The sequence below is a fragment of the Kribbella alba genome (assembly GCF_039529635.1).
Classification (GTDB): Bacteria; Actinomycetota; Actinomycetes; order Propionibacteriales; family Kribbellaceae; genus Kribbella; species Kribbella alba.
Genome location: NZ_BAAANE010000007.1, coordinates 1129229 through 1144985, shown reverse-complemented (window position 1 = coordinate 1144985; position 15757 = coordinate 1129229). Strand labels below are relative to the sequence as shown.

14 protein-coding genes and 1 pseudogene are annotated in these 15757 nt (G+C 68.0%); 10 read left to right on the top strand and 5 right to left on the bottom strand.

The window, feature by feature from the left end:
• Positions 1-18 precede the first annotated feature (18 nt).
• Both ABD210_RS23230 and ABD210_RS23225 read right to left on the bottom strand, forming a co-directional pair.
• Positions 19-900 carry an SDR family NAD(P)-dependent oxidoreductase gene (locus ABD210_RS23230; protein WP_344114095.1) on the bottom strand — a complete coding sequence of 294 codons (882 nt, stop codon included), beginning with the start codon at positions 898-900 and terminating at the stop codon, positions 19-21.
• A 52-nt stretch (positions 901-952) separates the two neighbouring features.
• Positions 953-1750: an alpha/beta fold hydrolase gene (locus ABD210_RS23225; RefSeq protein ID WP_344114093.1), complete on the bottom strand. Its 798-nt coding sequence runs from the start codon at positions 1748-1750 to the stop codon at positions 953-955.
• Between the two features lie 124 nt (positions 1751-1874).
• Here ABD210_RS23225 and ABD210_RS23220 point away from each other — a divergent pair, with 124 nt between their 5' ends.
• Positions 1875-3002: a M24 family metallopeptidase gene (locus ABD210_RS23220; protein ID WP_344114092.1), complete on the top strand. Its 1128-nt coding sequence runs from the start codon at positions 1875-1877 to the stop codon at positions 3000-3002.
• 37 nt (positions 3003-3039) lie between these two features.
• Here ABD210_RS23220 and ABD210_RS23215 read toward each other — a convergent pair whose 3' ends face one another.
• Complete coding sequence (locus tag ABD210_RS23215) at positions 3040-4023, bottom strand: GlxA family transcriptional regulator (protein ID WP_344114090.1); 984 nt, start codon at positions 4021-4023, stop codon at positions 3040-3042.
• A gap of 70 nt (positions 4024-4093) precedes the next feature.
• On the opposite strand from ABD210_RS23215, the gene ABD210_RS23210 reads away from it, so the two are divergent.
• The 3 genes from ABD210_RS23210 to ABD210_RS23200 all read left to right on the top strand — a co-directional run bounded on the left by ABD210_RS23210 (position 4094) and on the right by ABD210_RS23200 (position 8101).
• Positions 4094-5365, top strand: a complete 1272-nt coding sequence (locus ABD210_RS23210; protein WP_344114089.1) for an MFS transporter — start codon at positions 4094-4096, stop codon at positions 5363-5365.
• A 46-nt stretch (positions 5366-5411) separates the two neighbouring features.
• The gene (gene soxR, locus ABD210_RS23205; protein WP_344114088.1) at positions 5412-5909 is read left to right on the top strand and encodes a redox-sensitive transcriptional activator SoxR; all 498 of its coding nucleotides are present in this window, start codon (positions 5412-5414) and stop codon (positions 5907-5909) included.
• A gap of 68 nt (positions 5910-5977) precedes the next feature.
• Positions 5978-8101: a RecQ family ATP-dependent DNA helicase gene (locus tag ABD210_RS23200; protein WP_344114087.1), complete on the top strand. Its 2124-nt coding sequence runs from the start codon at positions 5978-5980 to the stop codon at positions 8099-8101.
• A 36-nt stretch (positions 8102-8137) separates the two neighbouring features.
• On the opposite strand, the gene ABD210_RS23195 is transcribed toward ABD210_RS23200, so the two are convergent.
• Positions 8138-8986, bottom strand: coding sequence for an ArsR/SmtB family transcription factor (locus ABD210_RS23195; RefSeq protein WP_344114085.1), 849 nt, complete (start codon positions 8984-8986; stop codon positions 8138-8140).
• A 101-nt stretch (positions 8987-9087) separates the two neighbouring features.
• Here ABD210_RS23195 and ABD210_RS23190 point away from each other — a divergent pair, with 101 nt between their 5' ends.
• Positions 9088-10626: an SDR family oxidoreductase gene (locus tag ABD210_RS23190; protein WP_344114082.1), complete on the top strand. Its 1539-nt coding sequence runs from the start codon at positions 9088-9090 to the stop codon at positions 10624-10626.
• Positions 10627-10724: 98 nt separating this feature from the next.
• On the opposite strand, the pseudogene ABD210_RS23185 reads toward ABD210_RS23190, so the two are convergent.
• A pseudogene (locus ABD210_RS23185) lies at positions 10725-10907 on the bottom strand (recombinase family protein); the annotation flags it as partial.
• 9 nt (positions 10908-10916) lie between these two features.
• Here ABD210_RS23185 and ABD210_RS23180 point away from each other — a divergent pair.
• The 5 genes from ABD210_RS23180 to ABD210_RS23160 all read left to right on the top strand — a co-directional run bounded on the left by ABD210_RS23180 (position 10917) and on the right by ABD210_RS23160 (position 15754).
• Positions 10917-11042, top strand: coding sequence for a hypothetical protein (locus ABD210_RS23180; RefSeq protein ID WP_344114151.1), 126 nt, complete (start codon positions 10917-10919; stop codon positions 11040-11042).
• Positions 11039-12019, top strand: coding sequence for an aminoglycoside phosphotransferase family protein (locus ABD210_RS23175; protein WP_344114081.1), 981 nt, complete (start codon positions 11039-11041; stop codon positions 12017-12019). The genes ABD210_RS23180 and ABD210_RS23175 overlap by 4 nt, the downstream gene beginning before the upstream one ends.
• Before the next feature lie 108 nt (positions 12020-12127).
• Positions 12128-12880: an SDR family oxidoreductase gene (locus tag ABD210_RS23170; protein WP_344114080.1), complete on the top strand. Its 753-nt coding sequence runs from the start codon at positions 12128-12130 to the stop codon at positions 12878-12880.
• Positions 12881-13125: 245 nt separating this feature from the next.
• On the top strand, positions 13126-14916 hold the full coding sequence (locus ABD210_RS23165; RefSeq protein ID WP_344114079.1) for a M1 family metallopeptidase: 1791 nt from the start codon (positions 13126-13128) through the stop codon (positions 14914-14916).
• A gap of 172 nt (positions 14917-15088) precedes the next feature.
• Positions 15089-15754 carry a GntR family transcriptional regulator gene (locus ABD210_RS23160; RefSeq protein ID WP_344114077.1) on the top strand — a complete coding sequence of 222 codons (666 nt, stop codon included), beginning with the start codon at positions 15089-15091 and terminating at the stop codon, positions 15752-15754.
• Positions 15755-15757 lie beyond the last annotated feature (3 nt).

Genomic DNA, 15757 nt, shown 5'->3' with positions numbered 1-15757 from the left:
GTCCGATCGGCCGCGGCATCACGACTTCCCTTTCGCGGCGTCGGTCCGGCGGAAGTACTGCTGGAAGAGCCGGTCCGTCGGCACCCGGAAGAGGTTGCCGAGGGCATCGGCCGGGCGAACGAACGGCGGCGTGATGTTGTGCGGCTTGTCCGCGACAGCCGAACAGACCTGGTCCGCAGCTTGCTCGGGGGTGAGGCCGGGCAGCTTGTTCAGCAGAGGCGTCGGCTCGCTCATCCTGGTATGGACCAGCCCCATGTAGACGGTCGAGGTCGTTACGCCGTCAGCGCGGACCTCCTGCGCGACGCAGCGCAGCCAGACATCGAACGCGCCCTTCGACGCCAGGTACGCGGACCAGCGCGCCATCGGGGGAGTACGAACCCCGGCCGTCGACACATTGACGATGTGACCCGAGCCCCGCTTGCGCATGGAAGGCAGCAGCTCCAGCACGAGTTTGGTCGGCCCGAGGTAGTTGATCGCGTTCGTACGTTCGATGTCGTGGAACCGTTGGTACGAGTCGGCGACGGACCGCCGGATCGACTTGCCCGCATTGCTGACGAGCACGTCGACGTGGCCGTGGTCGTCGAGCACCCTGGCGACGAGCTGCTCGATCGCCGCCGGATCCGCGAGGTTGGTCGGGTAGGCCTCGGCCTGACCGCCCGCAGTACGGATCTCTTCGGCCACGGCCTCCAGTTGATCGGCTGTCCGAGCCACGAGCAAGACCGTCGCGCCGGCGCGAGCCAAGCGCTTGGCTGTCGCCTCGCCGATCCCGTAGGACGACCCGGTAACCAGGACCACCTTGCCGCGCACAGCAGCGGTCAGCCGCTCGTCCGGGATCCTGGTGCGCCCGTTGGTCAACGCGACAAGCAGGGGCCAGCCGATCGGACGCTTCCCAGTCTCCATGCGGCTGACATTACCGGCTAGTAGCCAATCTGGGCAGGGCCGATCGCGGTCCTCACGCGGCCTCACGGGAAACCCGTCCGAGCCATTCGCGGAATAGTGCGGCGAGGAGGTCAGGCTGCTCGATCTGCAGATTGTGGCCGGCCATGTCGAGCACGGCGTACGTGGCGCGCGGGTAGTGAGGGAGCAGCGGGTATTGGTCCTCGTAGCCGGTCACCGAGTCCTGCCGGCCGCAGAGAATCAACGTAGGCCGGGTGTAGACGGGGCCACTCTCCGGGGCGACCGTGAGGGCCCAGTTCTTGCGGATCCGGTCCATCGCCTCGGCGTCTGCGATCTCCAGGCCCGGCACCACGTCGTCGCGGTAGTGCTGATAGGTCGCGGCTGTCTGAACCACGGTGATCTCAGCGAAATCGCCGACCTCCTCTTCGGTCAACGAGTCGAACAAGCCGGGGTCCGACTGCAGCACGACGTGGTCTGGGACATTCCGTTCGGCATTCTCCAGCGCCACCCCGATCGGGCAGATCAGGCCGAGCCCGAGGATCCGGTCTGGTTGTTGGGCGATGAGCCCGCGCGCCAGGTAGCCGCCATACGACTCACCGATCAGGATGAAGGGTTCATTGCCGATCTCGGCGTCGATGAACGCCTGGACGGCAGCGAGGATGCCGTCCGAACTGTCAATCGACCCGGCTGGGCTTCGGCCCGTTCCGGGCAGGTCTGGGTAGAGGCGTCTGTAACCCGGCAGGTCGGCGAAGATCGGCTCGAGGCAGCCGGTCATCAGGCGGTGGTCCGGCGTCCAGCCGTGCAACGCCAGGACCGGGGTGCCTTCTCCGGTCGATACGTGATGGAGCGTCATGGGCCGCGCCTTTCAGTGCCGATGCCAGCTGCCGATCCCACCGGTTCGGTGGGTGTTGAACCAGCGTGCCGAAGTTCTAACAATGCCCGCCGACAGTTTCTGAATCCTGACCTAGGCTCGGCTCATGTCGCGACGTTCTCTGCACCTGCCCGCACCTGACGCCGCCGTTCTCCGCGCCCGGCTCGATCGAGCTCGCGGGGCCGCGAATGGCACCGGACTCCTGATCGCCCCCGGATCCGACCTGCGGTATCTCCTCGGCCAGGCGGGCGGTTCGTACGAACGCCTGACCACCCTCGTGATCCCCGCCGTCGGACCGCCGGCGCTGGTCGTGCCCAAACTCGAGGCGCCCGGATTCGGGGACGTGCCGCTGGACGAACTCGGCGTCGAGGTCATCACCTGGGTCGACGGCGACAACCCGTACGCCGCGGTCGCCGACAGGCTCGCCGGGTCCGATCTTGTCGCGGTCAGCGATTTCACACCGGCCCTGCATGTGCTGGCGATCCGCGATGCGATGGCGGGAGTGGAGCAGGTGCTGGCCGGGCCGATCGTGCGGGAGTTGCGGATGCGCAAGGACGCGGCAGAGGTCGCGGCCCTCCGCGAGGCGGGAGCCGCGATCGATCGGGTCCACGCGCGCGTGCCCGGGCTGCTCCGCGTGGGCCGGACGGAGGCGGAGGTGGGTGCGGACATCGCCACGGCCATCGTCGAGGAGGGACACGCCCAGGCCGACTTCGTCATCGTCGCCAGTGGTCCGAACGCGGCCAGCCCGCACCACGATGTGTCGGATCGCGTGATCGAGTCGGGAGATGTGGTGGTCGTCGACATCGGTGGGCCGATCGCCGCGGGCTACAACTCGGATTCCACCCGGACCTACTCCATCGGCGAACCCGGCGACGCCGATGTCGCAGCGACGTACAGGGTGTTGCAGGAGGCTCAGCAGGCCGCCGTGGATGCGGTCCGTCCCGGCGTCAGCGCGGAGTCGATCGACGCCGCGGCGCGCGACGTCATCGCGGCCGCCGGGTACGGCGAATTCTTTATCCACAGGACCGGACACGGGATCGGCCTCGACGTCCACGAAGAGCCATACATTGTCAGTGGGAACGAGCTGATTCTCGAACCAGGCATGGCGTTCAGCGTCGAGCCGGGCATCTACCACCAGGGGCGGTGGGGAGCCCGGATCGAGGACATCGTGGTGGTCACCGAGGACGGCGTCGAGTCCTTCAACCAGCAGCCGCACGACCTGGTCGTCGTCTGATCCCGTCGGTTTGTCCGTCAACCGGAACGGATAGAGATCAGCTGGCGCGGAAGGTCTTGCGATAAGCGAGAGGAGAAACGCCGAGTTCGCTGCGAAGGTGATGCCGCAAGGAAGCCGCGGTGCCGAGGCCGGCCGACTCGGCGACGCGGTCGACCGACAGATCGGTCGTCTCCAGCAGGTGGCACGCATGCCGGACGCGTTGCTGCAGCAGCCAGGTGCCCGGCGACTGGCTTGTCTCGGCTTTGAATCGCCGGCTGAAGGTGCGGACGCTCATCCGTGCTTGCGCAGCCAAGGCAGTGAGGCTCAGTTCTTCGCCGAGTCGTTCCAGCGCCCAGGCGCGGGTCGGGGCGGTTCCCTCGCTGCCCTCGTCCGGGACGACGCGCTCGATGAACTGCGACTGTCCGCCGTCACGCCACGGTGGCACGACACAGTGCCGCGCGGCGCGATTGGCCGCCTCGCTGCCGAAGTCGCGACGGATCAGGTGCAGGCACAGATCGACGCCTGCCGCGAGGCCGGCCGAAGTGATGATGTCCCCGTCGTCGATGAAGAGGAGGTCCTCATTGAGCAGCACCTTCGGATAGAGGGCGCGGAACATGTCGGCTCGCTGCCAGTGCGTGGTCGCCGGCCGTCCGTCGAGCAACCCGGCCGCGCCGAGCACGAACGCCCCGGTGCAGATCGACGCGATCCGGGTGCCGGGGCGGATCGTGTCGAGCGCCTCGGCCAGGTCATCGGGCAGCGTCCCATCGTTCCGCGGCTGTGGGATGTGCGTGCCCGGGATGATCACGGTGTCCGCCTCGGCCAACGCCTCCGGGCCGTAGTCGGGGATGAGCGAATACCCGGCACTGACCCGGATCGGGGCCACCTCGAGGCCGCACACCTGTACTTCGTACAGAGGTGTCCCGTCCGAGCGGGTGGCTGAGCCGAAGACGGTCGGCGGGATCGTCAGGTCGAAGCCGACGACGGGCTCCAGGGCGAGCACGGCGACGCGGTGGGGGTGAACGGAGGTGAGGCGACGGGCCATGGCCATATCTTGACATATGGTGGCGGTCTGGCCACTGGTTCGGCGGAAGCAAGTCCGGCATTCTCTCCTGGTGACTGAGATCCTGGAGAAGAAGACCGTCAGGCTGCACCGCGCCTGGCCGGTCGCGGCGGTCGGTTTCATCACGCTGATCGGGGCCGCCGGGTTCCGTTCGGTGCCGGGCATCCTGCTGGATCCGCTGCACGAGGAGTTCGGCTGGTCCCATGCCACGATCTCGGCCGCGGTGTCGATCAACCTCCTGCTGTATGGGCTGATCTCACCGTTCGCGGCTGCTCTGATGGACCGGCTCGGGCTGCGTCGAGTGGTCAGCGGCGCCCTCCTCCTGATCGCCCTGGGCAGCGGGCTGACGGTCTTCATGAACTCGGCCTGGCAGCTCCTGTTGTGCTGGGGCGTGCTGGTCGGCGTCGGCACGGGATCGATGTCGATGACGTTCGTCGCGACGATCACCGGCCGGTGGTTCGTGCAGCGCCGCGGACTGGTCACCGGGATCCTGACGGCGGCCGGGGCGACGGGTCAGCTGGTCTTCCTGCCGCTGATCGCGCAACTGGCCGCCGCATACGGCTGGCGCGTGCCCGCCCTGGTTGCCGCCGGATCCGCGCTGGTTGTGGTTCCACTGGTGCTGCTGTTCCTGCGGGACTACCCGAGCGACGTCGGACTGACGGCGTACGGGGCACCGGAGGGAAGCACGGCCGGACAGCGGGTCGAGACAACCGGGAGCAGCGCGCTGCGGGCCGTGACCGCCTTGTGGAAGGCGATGCATCGGCCGGCGTTCTGGATGCTTGCGGGCGGATTCGCGATCTGCGGCGCGTCGACGAACGGGCTGATCGGCACCCACTTCGTCACGGCCGCCCACGACCACGGCATGCCGGCAACCACTGCCGCGTCGCTGCTCGCGCTGGTCGGTGTCTTCGATGTCGGCGGGACGATCGTGTCGGGCTGGCTGACGGACCGCTGGGATCCGCGGTACCTGCTGATCGCCTACTACTCGTTGCGCGGGCTGTCGCTGCTGGTGCTGCCGTCCCTGCTCGGGCCGTCGGCTCAGCCGAGCATCTGGGTGTTCATCATCTTCTACGGCCTCGACTGGGTGGCGACCGTGCCGCCGACCGTCGCGCTCTGCCGGGAGTGGTTCGGCGTGGACGGACCGATCGTCTTCGGCTGGGTGTTCGCTTCGCACCAGATCGGCGCGGCCATCGCGGCGACCGGTGCCGGGGCGATCCGGGACGCGCAGGGTGACTACAACCTCGCCTGGTACCTCGCGGGCGGATTGTGCGCGGCGGCCGCGTTGATGTCCGCGAGCATCGGGCGGCGCCTCTCGCCGGCCTGAGGTCGTCCGCTAGCCTCGACATTAGTTGAGGTCTAGGGAGGCTTTCGTGGACATCGAGCCGGGTGAACTGACGGTCGGGCAGCTGTCACAGCGCAGTGGCGTGGCGATCTCCGCGCTGCACTTCTACGAGCGACAGAGCCTGATCATCAGCCGCCGGACCTCCGGCAACCAGCGGCGCTACAAGCGGGACACGCTGCGCCGGGTCGCCCTGATCCGGATCGCGCAACGGGTCGGCATCCCGCTCGCCGAGGTGGCGGCGATCCTCGCGATGCTGCCGGACAACCGGACGCCGACGAGGCAGGACTGGGAATACATCTCGGAGTGCTGGCAGGCCGAGCTCGACAAACGCATCCTGCATCTGGAGCAGTTGCGCGACGACTTCAAGGACTGCGTCGGATGCGGCTGCCTCTCGCTCGACCGATGCGGCCTGGCCAATCCGTACGACGTGCTCGCGACGAAGGGCCCCGGTCCGCAGCGGCTGGTCGACTCCGCGGGCAATCCCTGCCATCCGAGCGATTCCTGCCAACCGGGCGATCGCTGCTAGACCCCCTTATCCACAGGCGACGAGGCTGCGCCAGCGGACTGGGGGTGGGGGAGTCTAGGGTCTCCTGCATGGGTGATCTGCTGAAACTGTCAGACGAGCGGACGGCAACCGCAGCGGGTGTGATCCGCGCGATAGCCGGTGATGCCGCGCGGCTGCGGGACGATCAGGAGACCGCTGTTGCGGCGCTTTGTGAGCCGAACGCGCGGGTGCTGGTCGTGCAGGCCACCGGGTGGGGCAAGTCCGCTGTCTACTGGGCTGCCACGGCGATCCGCCGCTCCGAAGGCGCCGGTCCGACGCTCGTCGTCTCGCCGCTGCTCTCCCTGATGCGCGACCAGGTGGCCGCCGCGGCCCGTGCCGGTCTCCGTGCGGCCACTCTGAACTCGTCCAACGTCGACGAGTGGTCCGGGATCGAGCACAACCTCCGCTCGGGGGCGATCGACGTACTACTGGTGTCTCCTGAGCGACTCGCCAATCCCGGTTTCGGCCGGCGCGTGCTCGATGGGCTCGCCGGCCAGATCGGTCTCCTCGTGATCGACGAAGCGCATGCCGTGTCGGACTGGGGGCACGACTTCCGGCCGGACTACCGCCGCGTGTCCGACGTGCTCCAGCAACTGAACCCGCAGACGCCCGTGCTCGCGACCACCGCGACCGCGAACGCCCGGGTGACGGAGGACGTGGCCCGCCAACTGGGGGAGTCGACCCTCGTGCTGCGTGGTCCGCTGGCCCGGTCGAGTCTGCAGCTCTGCGTGGTGGATGCGCTGTCGCCACTCGATCGGTTCGCGTGGGTCGTGGATCATCTGCCGAAGTTGCCGGGCTCGGGCATCGTCTACACGCTGACCGTCTCCGATGCACAGCGACTTGCTGCCGCCATCCAGGAGGTTCACGGCCCCGCGGTTCCCGTTGCGGCGTACACGGGTGGTCTGGAGGCGGCTGAGCGGGAGAACCTCGAAGATGCGCTGCGCGCCAACGATCTGAAGGCTCTGGTGGCCACGTCGGCGCTGGGGATGGGATACGACAAACCTGACCTCGGGTTCGTGGTCCATGTGGGCTCGCCGCCGTCGCCGGTCTCGTACTACCAGCAGGTCGGGCGCGCGGGGCGCGGGATCGATCATGCGGTGGTGGCGCTGCTGCCGTCGGACGCCGATGCGGGTGTCTGGGACTACTTCGCGACCGCGACGATCCCCGTTCCGGATCAGGTGAACCGGCTGCTACGCGGTCTCGAGGCCTATGGACCGGACCAGCCGGCGACAGTCCCGGCTCTGGAAGCCGAGACGGGGCTGCGCCGGGGGCGGGTCGAGCTGATGCTGAAGCAGCTCGCGGTCGACGGTGCGGTCGAGCGAGTCGAGCGCGGCTGGGTGCGGACCGCGGCCGACTGGACCTTCGACGCCGAGCACTACGACGGCATCGTCTCGGTACGACGGCGCGAGGCCGACATCATGCGGGCCTACACCCGCGGCGAACGTTGCCTCATGCAACTTCTCCAGGAGTCCCTGGACGACCCGTCGGCCGAGCCGTGCGGGCGCTGCTCGGTCTGTCTCGGACTGCTGCCGGACCCGCTCAGCGCGAAGCCCGATCCCGAGACGGTGCGGTCGATCATCCGGTTGCTGCGCGGCGAGACCCACGTGCTCGAGCCCCGCAAGATGTGGCCGGGCGGCGCTTTCGGCGCCAAGGGCCGGATCCCACCGGCCCTGATGGCCGAACCAGGCCGAACGATCGTGTACGCCGATGCGCCCGAGTGGCGGGAGGTGATTCGATCGACCTTCAGCCAGGAGGTGGGTGCGGATCCGGCCGGGCTGGAAGCGCTCAAGGCAGGCTGCGTGGCCGCGTTGTCGCGCTGGCGTGATGCCTGGTCGAGGCGTCCGGAGGTCGTGGTGACGCTGCCGGCGGCCGGGTACAGCCGTCTCACCACCGAGATCGCGGATCACCTGGCCGAGATCGGTCGGCTCGAGCGTGCCGAGCTGACCGTGGATCCGACCGGGTTCACCGACGACCTGTCCTCGGCGGAAGAGGCGAAGGTGTGGCGCGACGGCGTCAGCATCGACCCCACGACGGCCCAGGCAATCACCGCACGGTCGGTCCTGCTGGTGGTCGACGCGTCCTCGTCCCAATGGCCCATCACCGTCGCCGCCGCCAAACTCCGAGAGGCCGGCGCCTACGCGGTCCTACCCCTGCTCCTCCACCGTCGCCCCTGAGCCAACCGTCGCCGGCTGATCAGGTGCTGCTGGGGCTCAACCGACCGGGGCGTTGTCCTTGGCTTCGGCGGAGTCCTTGGCGGCCTCGCTCCCGGGGCTGGGCTGCTCCTTCCGCGGCATGGATTCGGCGAAGGACTTGAGGTCGGAGATCAGGCGGGTCCAGCCGTCGCTGATCATGGCTCGGAGCGTGCTGCCGGGCTCGAACCCGCTGTGGATGACCGTCAGCTTGACCTGGTCGCCGTCCGGCTCGATGTCGAAGCTCACCCTGGACAGTGGCTCGCTGCTCGTCTTTGCCAGCAGATCGTCGTCCATCTCGACGGCGGCGGCGAACTCGGGCGTGATGGTGTGCCAGGTGAAGGCGAGTCGGCGGTACGGATCATGTTCCAGCACGACCTGGCCGGGACCGGCCATCGTCACGTCGCCGAGGTGCCACTCCATCGGCGAACCGACCTTCCAGTCCGTGTCGTGGTAGACGCCCCAGTACTGCTTGGTGAACGTGGGATCGGTGATCGCCTGCCAGAGCCTCTCCGGGGTGGTCTTGATGTAGGTGGTGTAGACGAAGTCGTTGTCGCTCATGGTTTCCCGCTCCAATGCTGTCTTGAGGTCGGCGAACAGGTGCACCCGTCGACGGTCGTACTGGTTGATCCAGCGGTCGGCGATGGCGTTGATCGGCTCCGCGTTCAGGTAGTGCAACTTCTCGCGGCCGCGCCACACGGTCGTCACGAGGTTCGCCTCTTCGAGCAAGGCGAGATGTTTGCTGACCGACTGCCGAGCCATCTCCAGGCCGGCGCAGAGCTCTCGCAGCGTCTGCCCGTTCCGCTGATTCAGGCTGTCGAGCAACCGTCGCCGGCTCGGATCGGCCAGGGCCCTGAATACGTCGTCCATCAACTGCGCCTCCAACATGCAGCCGGTTAGCTGCATAAATACAATAGGCAGCCACCGGGGTGCATGTCAAAGGCCCGCTGACGGAGAGGGGACGCTCTCGCATGATCTCGACGCGAGCTGGGCACCGGGCGAGGCCTATGAGGTCGCCATTGGTTCTTGTCACGGGGGTCACCGGTTACATCGGTGGTCGGCTGGTGCCTGAGTTGCTCAAGGCCGGGTATCGCGTTCACGCGATGGCGCGGAACCCGCGGCGTTTGCAGGATCGCGACTGGTACGACGACGTCGAGATCGTCGAGGCAGACGCTGGGGACAAGCATCAGGTGGCCGCGGCGCTTGAAGGTGTAGATGTCGCCTACTACCTGATCCACGCGCTCGGCACCGGGAGACGCTTCGAGTCGCGCGATCGCCACACTGCGCTGACGTTCGGCTCGGCCGCACGCGAGGCCGGCGTCAGCAGGATCGTCTATCTCGGCGGGCTGTATCCGCAGGGCGAAGAACTGTCTCCCCACCTCGACTCACGTCGGGAGGTCGGCGAGATCCTGCTCTCGTCCGGTGTGCCGACCACCGTTCTGCGCGCTGCCGTGATCCTCGGTTCGGGCTCCGCGTCCTTCGAGATGTTGCGCCACCTGACTGACCGCCTGCCGTTGATGCTCACCCCGCGCTGGCTCGGAACGCGCATCCAGCCGATCGCAGTACGAGATGTCCTGCACTACCTGGTCGGGAGTGCGGCGATGCCGGCGGACGTCAACCGAGGGTTCGACATAGGCGGACCTGATGTGCTGACCTACCGCGACATGATGCAGCGGTACGCCGCAGTGGCGGGCCTGCAGCCGAGGCGGATCGTCACCTTGCCTCTGCTGACCCCGTCGTTGTCGAGCCACTGGGTCGGTCTGGTCACGCCGGTGCCGAGCAGCATCGCCCGACCGCTGGTGGACAGCCTGATCCACGAAGTGATCTGCAAGGAACACGACATCGAGCAGTACGTCGCGGACCCTGCGCACGGGCTGATCGGGTTCGATCGCGCGGTGGAGCTCGCGCTGAAACGGGTCCAGGATCTCGACGTCACCACCAGCTGGGCATCTGCGTCGACACTCGGCGCCCCGAGTGATCCGCTTCCGAGTGATCCGGATTGGTCGGGCGGTTCGCTGTATACGGATCAGCGAGAGAGCGCCGTCTCGGCGACTCCCGAGCAACTCTGGTCTGTGATCGAAGGGATCGGCGGCGGGAACGGCTGGTACTCGTGGCGCCTGGGCTGGCGGGCCAGGGGAGTGCTCGACCGGGTATTCGGCGGACCGGGCCTGCGCCGCGGCCGGCGAGATCCGAACGACCTATCCATCGGCGACCCGCTCGACTGGTGGCGGGTCGAGGAGATCGAGGATCTGAAGCTGCTCCGGCTGCGCGCCGAGCTGCGGCTGCCCGGGCTGGCCTGGCTCGAGCTCATCGTCGACACGGATGACGAGAAACGCACGATCTTCCGCCAGAGAGCGCTCTTCCACCCGCACGGACTACCAGGTCATCTCTATTGGTGGGCGATCAAGCCATTCCACGGAATCGTCTTCGGCGGCATGCAACACAACATCGCCGAAGCCGCTCAGCGCGGCGATCCACCCGTGGGGAAGCCGTCGCACAAGTCCTCCTGACGGGCTTGCCGGCTGCGACACCCAGACCATCGAGCGCCACGCCCGCGGAGCAGCCACCACCTACGCCCGGTACGTCGCCACCCGGCAGTGGACTCCTCTCACTCCAACACCCGGCGGTACCAGTTGGCTCGGGATGCCGGTAACGCTGCTGTCACCAGCCCCGATCGACGACCTTTGGCCTTGGCGACCTCCATGCCTTCGCGGGTGCGCATCCTGATGAGATCTGATTCGTACTCGGCGATCATGGCTAGGACGTTGAACAGCAGCCGGCCGATCGGGTCGTTCGGGTCGTGGACCTGTCCGCCGAGCTTGACCTCGGCTTCGGTGAGTTCCTCGACGGTGACGCGGGCGGCGCCCTCGGCGCGACCGGTGCTGGTGCGGGCGCATCGAAGATGCCTGCTATATCTAGGGCGTGACAGCTGCCGAAACGCCTGTGATCGCCGGGACGGTCGGATCGCTGCTCGGCAAGACTGCGGCGGCTTGGCGTGCACCTGAGTTCGGGCTGTCGGCCGCGGACCGGCTCGTCGTCACGTTCAGCGATGGCAGCGCCGCGTTTGTCAAAGGGGCGACCACCGAAGAGACTGCGGGCTGGCTGCGCAACGAGCACCGGATCCTCGATCACCTGCGAGGCACCAGCCTCTGCCCCGAGGTTCTCGGCTGGCAGGACGACGGCACCGGACAGCCGTTGCTGGTGACGGAGGACCTGTCCGCCGCCTACTGGCCTGCGGCCGGCGCCGAGAATCCGGGCGGCGGCACGTCGACGGTCTGGCGACCCGGCGACATCGACCTTCTCCGCTGCACGCTCGACCGTTTGCGCCGAGCGCCGCTCCCTGCCGAGCTGCCGCGGACGACCAGCTGGCCGGGACCACAGTGGCCGCGCGTTATCGAGCTGGCCGACCGTCTTGTCGATGTCGGTGTCGTCATCCCCGGCTGGCTCGAGGCGAATGCCGAGACCCTAACCGCCGTCGACGCGGAGGCGGACACCGCTCTCGAGCTCGGTGCATATCTGGTGCACGGCGACGTCCGCAGCGACAACGTGTGCATCCTCAGCAACGCCGGCGAGTGCGAAGGTCGCCTTGTCGACTGGTCGCACGCCGGCGCCGGCCACGAGTTGCACGACCTCGTGCAACTGCTCCCCACGCTTCACCTGGAGGGTGGTCCGCCGCCGTGGCAGGTGTGCACCGAACCCGCACCCCTAATCGCGAGGCTTGCAGGACCGTCGCTGCAGCGCGCCTGCGTGAGCGAGCAGCCAGATTGGCTCCGTCGCGTGTTCATCGACCTCGCGTCGATCAACCTGAAGTGGCTGGCAGCGGCCCTCGGGCTGCCACTGCCCGTGCCGGATCAACACACGCCCACGCACCACCGCACCCGGGCGCAGCCACCGGCTGGCTAGATAGTCCCGCCGCCCGACAGCAACCAGCTCGCCGGCGGGGAGAAGGTGCTACGGGGGTCAAGCTGGGCGGTAGGCGGGCTGGGGTTGGTGGCGTGGCAGGGTTGGGGCATGACTCGGATTGAAGCTCGGCGGGGAACGGCGTTGATCACTGGTGGCAGCCGGGGGATCGGGGCGGCAACCGCTGTGGCGTTGGCTGAGGATGGGTGGGACGTGGGGCTCAGCTATCGCACCCGTTCGGAGGAAGCGGCGGCGGTTGTCGCGGCGTGCGAGAAGGTCGGGCGGCGGGCGGTTGCAGTGCAGGCCGATGTGGCCGAGGCGGCTGAGATCGAGCGGATGTTCGACGCGGTAACCGCTGAGCTCGGTGAGATCGGTGCCGTGATCAACAATGCGGGGATCGTGTCGCCGTCGGGGCGGGTGGCCGACTACGACGTGGAGCGGCTCGAGCGGGTGTTCCGGATCAACACGATCGGCGCGTTCCTCGTTGCCGGTGCCGCTGTACGACGGATGTCCACCGCGCGCGGCGGGAACGGTGGGGTGATCGTGAACGTATCGTCGCGAGGTGCCGTGCTGGGGTCCGCGAACGAATACGTCGACTACGCGAGTAGCAAGGCGGCGGTGGACACCCTCACGGTCGGACTGGCGAACGAGGTCGCGAGCGAGGGGATCCGGGTGCTCGGGATCCGGCCGGGGCTGATCGAGACGGACATCCACGAGGAGGGGCGGTTGGAGCGGATCGGTACGACGCCGCCGCTGGGCCGTCCGGGCAAGGCCGAGGAGGTGGCGGCGTCGATCGCGTTCCTGGCCTCGGATCGCGCTTCCTACATGACCGGCTCCACGATCGACGTCGCCGGCGGCCGCTGACGCTTCACTCGAGATCGCGTCGAGCCGGCTACATATATCGCTGATGGCGTGGCCTTGCCAGCGAGCGAGGACGTCGTCGGCGACGCCGTCGACGTCGTCGCTCGGCTCAAGGAGGAGTCCGACGTCTCGGCGGATTTCTGTCTTAACCGGTTTTGGCACGGTGCTGCCCGTGGCTCTAAACGGCCGCGTCATCGAGCACCGGCATAGGTAATGTCGTCCGAACGACGTCTGCCTCGGGAGCCCCTGTGACCCACGATCGCCACTCCTACGCCGAACCGGCGCTGGTTCGTACCACGCACCTCGAGCTTGAGCTCGCGCTGGATTTCGGTGCCAAGGTGCTGACGGGTGCTGCCACGCACACCCTCGCCTGGACTGGGACCGGCGACCGTCTCGTGCTCGACACCCGGGACCTGACCGTCCTGGCAGTGGAGGGATCGACCACCGACGGCTGGGAGCCGCTGGAGTACAGCGTGGCGGTGCCGGATGCCGAGCTCGGCTCTGCCCTGACCATCCGGACGGAGCGGCACGAGCAGGTCCGCGTCAGCTACCGAACTGCTCCCACCGCCACCGGCCTGCAGTGGCTGGAGCCTTCGATGACGGCAGGTGGCGTGTTGCCGTTCATGTTCAGCCAGTCCCAGGCGATCCACGCGCGCAGCTGGGTCCCGGTGCAGGACACGCCGAGCGTGCGGTTCAGCTACGCCGCGCACGTGACCGCTCCCCCCGAGCTGATGGTGCTGATGAGCGCCGACAACGGCACCACCTCACGGCGTACCGGCTCGTATGACGTGGTGATGCCCGAGCCCATCCCGTCCTACCTGCTGGCCATCGCGGCAGGCGATCTGGTGTTCCAGCCGATCGGGGAGCGCTCCGGCGTCTGGGCGGAACCGGAGCTGGCCAAGCGGGCCGCGGCCGAGTTCTCCGACACCGAGGAGATGATGCGGGTCACCGAGGCGCTGTTCGGCCCGTACCGCTGGGGACGCTACGACATCCTGGTGCTGCCGCCGTCCTTCCCGTACGGCGGGATGGAGAACCCGCGGATGACGTTCGCCACCCCGACTGTGGTCATCGGCGACAAGTCACTGGTGAGCGTGGTCGCGCACGAGCTCGCGCACAGCTGGTCCGGCAACCTGGTCACGCAGGACAGCTGGGACGATATCTGGCTGAACGAGGGCTTCACCTCCTACGTCGAGAACCGCATCGTCGAGGCCGTCTACGGCACTGAGCTGGCGGTCATGGAGACCGCGATCAAGCAGCACTCGACCGTAGGGAAGCTGGACCCGCTGACCCCGGCGGAGCAGGCCGTGGAGCTACCCGGGCTGAACCACAAGTCGGAATACAACGGCACGACCGCTCTCGGTCCGCTGAAGGGCTGCTGGTTCCTCGCGTGGCTCGAGGAGCGGTTCTCGCGCGAGGTGTTCGACCCGTTCCTGCGCGGGTACTTCGACAGGTTCGCCTTCCGCAGCATCAACTCCGAGGACTTCGCCGCACACCTGCGGGAGCACCTGCTGGACCGCCATCCGGGTGTGGTGTCGGCCGACGAGGTCGCGGCCTGGCTGGACGAGCCGGGGATTCCTGCGTTCGCGGAGCGGGCCAGGTCCGCCCGCTTCGCCATCGTCGACCAACTGCGGGACAAGTGGTTGATCACGGGCGACCTGCCGTCGGGTGCGGGCAGCTGGACGACACAGGAGTGGCTGCGCTTCCTGGACGCTGCTCCGGATGTATGGACGACAGAGCAGGTGCAGCAGCTGGACCGTGAGTTCGGCCTGACTGGTACTGCGAACGGCGAGATCGCCCGCCGCTGGTACTCGATCGTTGCCGCCAGTTCCTACACCCCGGCGTACGACGAGTTGGCGGGCTTCCTGAGCCGGGTAGGACGGATGAAGCTCGTGCTGCCCGTCTACAAGGCACTGGTCGACTCAGCTGCCGGCAGGGAGTTCGCTGCCGAGGTATTCGAGGCCGCGCGACCCGGCTACCACCCGATCACGACAGCCGCCGTCCAGAAGATCCTCCTACCGACTCAGGCCGCTGTGGCTTAACCTGGCTGACCTTCGAACCTCCCAACCGGGACGGAACCCTGGCCTTTTATGGCCTCGCCGAACTGATCCAGTGCCCCGTGTCACCTGGCAAACACCTTTGCGGAAGCGGGGCGGTGAGGATGTGGTTTCGGATACGGTGCTGCGAGACGGGTTGGGGATGAGGAGGCACGGGGTGGAGCAGCTCCGGACGATCGGTGGGGATCACCTCGCGCTGCGGGATCAGGTGCTGGCCGAGTTGCGGCGCCGGATCGTCGACGGCGACTACGCACAAGGTGAACGGCTGACGGAGAACCGGCTGGCAGAGGACTTCGGCGTATCCCGCAACCCGGTGCGCGAGGCACTGCGGGTGGTGGAGACCGAGGGGTTCGTCCAGATCCTGCCGCGGCGTGGAGCCGTGGTCGCGACGCTCGACGAGACGACGGTCCGGGACCTCTTCGCGGTTCGCGAGCAGCTCGAGACGCTCGCGGCCGGACTGGCTGCCGAGCGCGCGACCCCGGACGACATCGCCCGGTTGCGCGCCCTGCTGGAGGATGCGAGCGCCGCGACCGAGGCGAAGGACTTCGACCGGGTGGCGGAGCTGAACAGCGCGCTCCACCTGGCCGTGATCGAGATCAGCGGCAACCGCTGGCTCGCGTCGCTGTCGTCGGCGATGTATCACCACGTGCACTGGGTGTTCCGGGTCGGTGCCGCGCAGCGTGCCCCGCATTCCTGGGAGGAGCACATCCGCGTGGTGGACGCGATCGCCGCCGGTGATCGCGCGGCGGCTGCCAAGGCCGCGCGCGAGCACGTCGAGGCAGCCGCGGCGGCCGCGCTGGACCCGGAAACACCCAAGGACTAACCG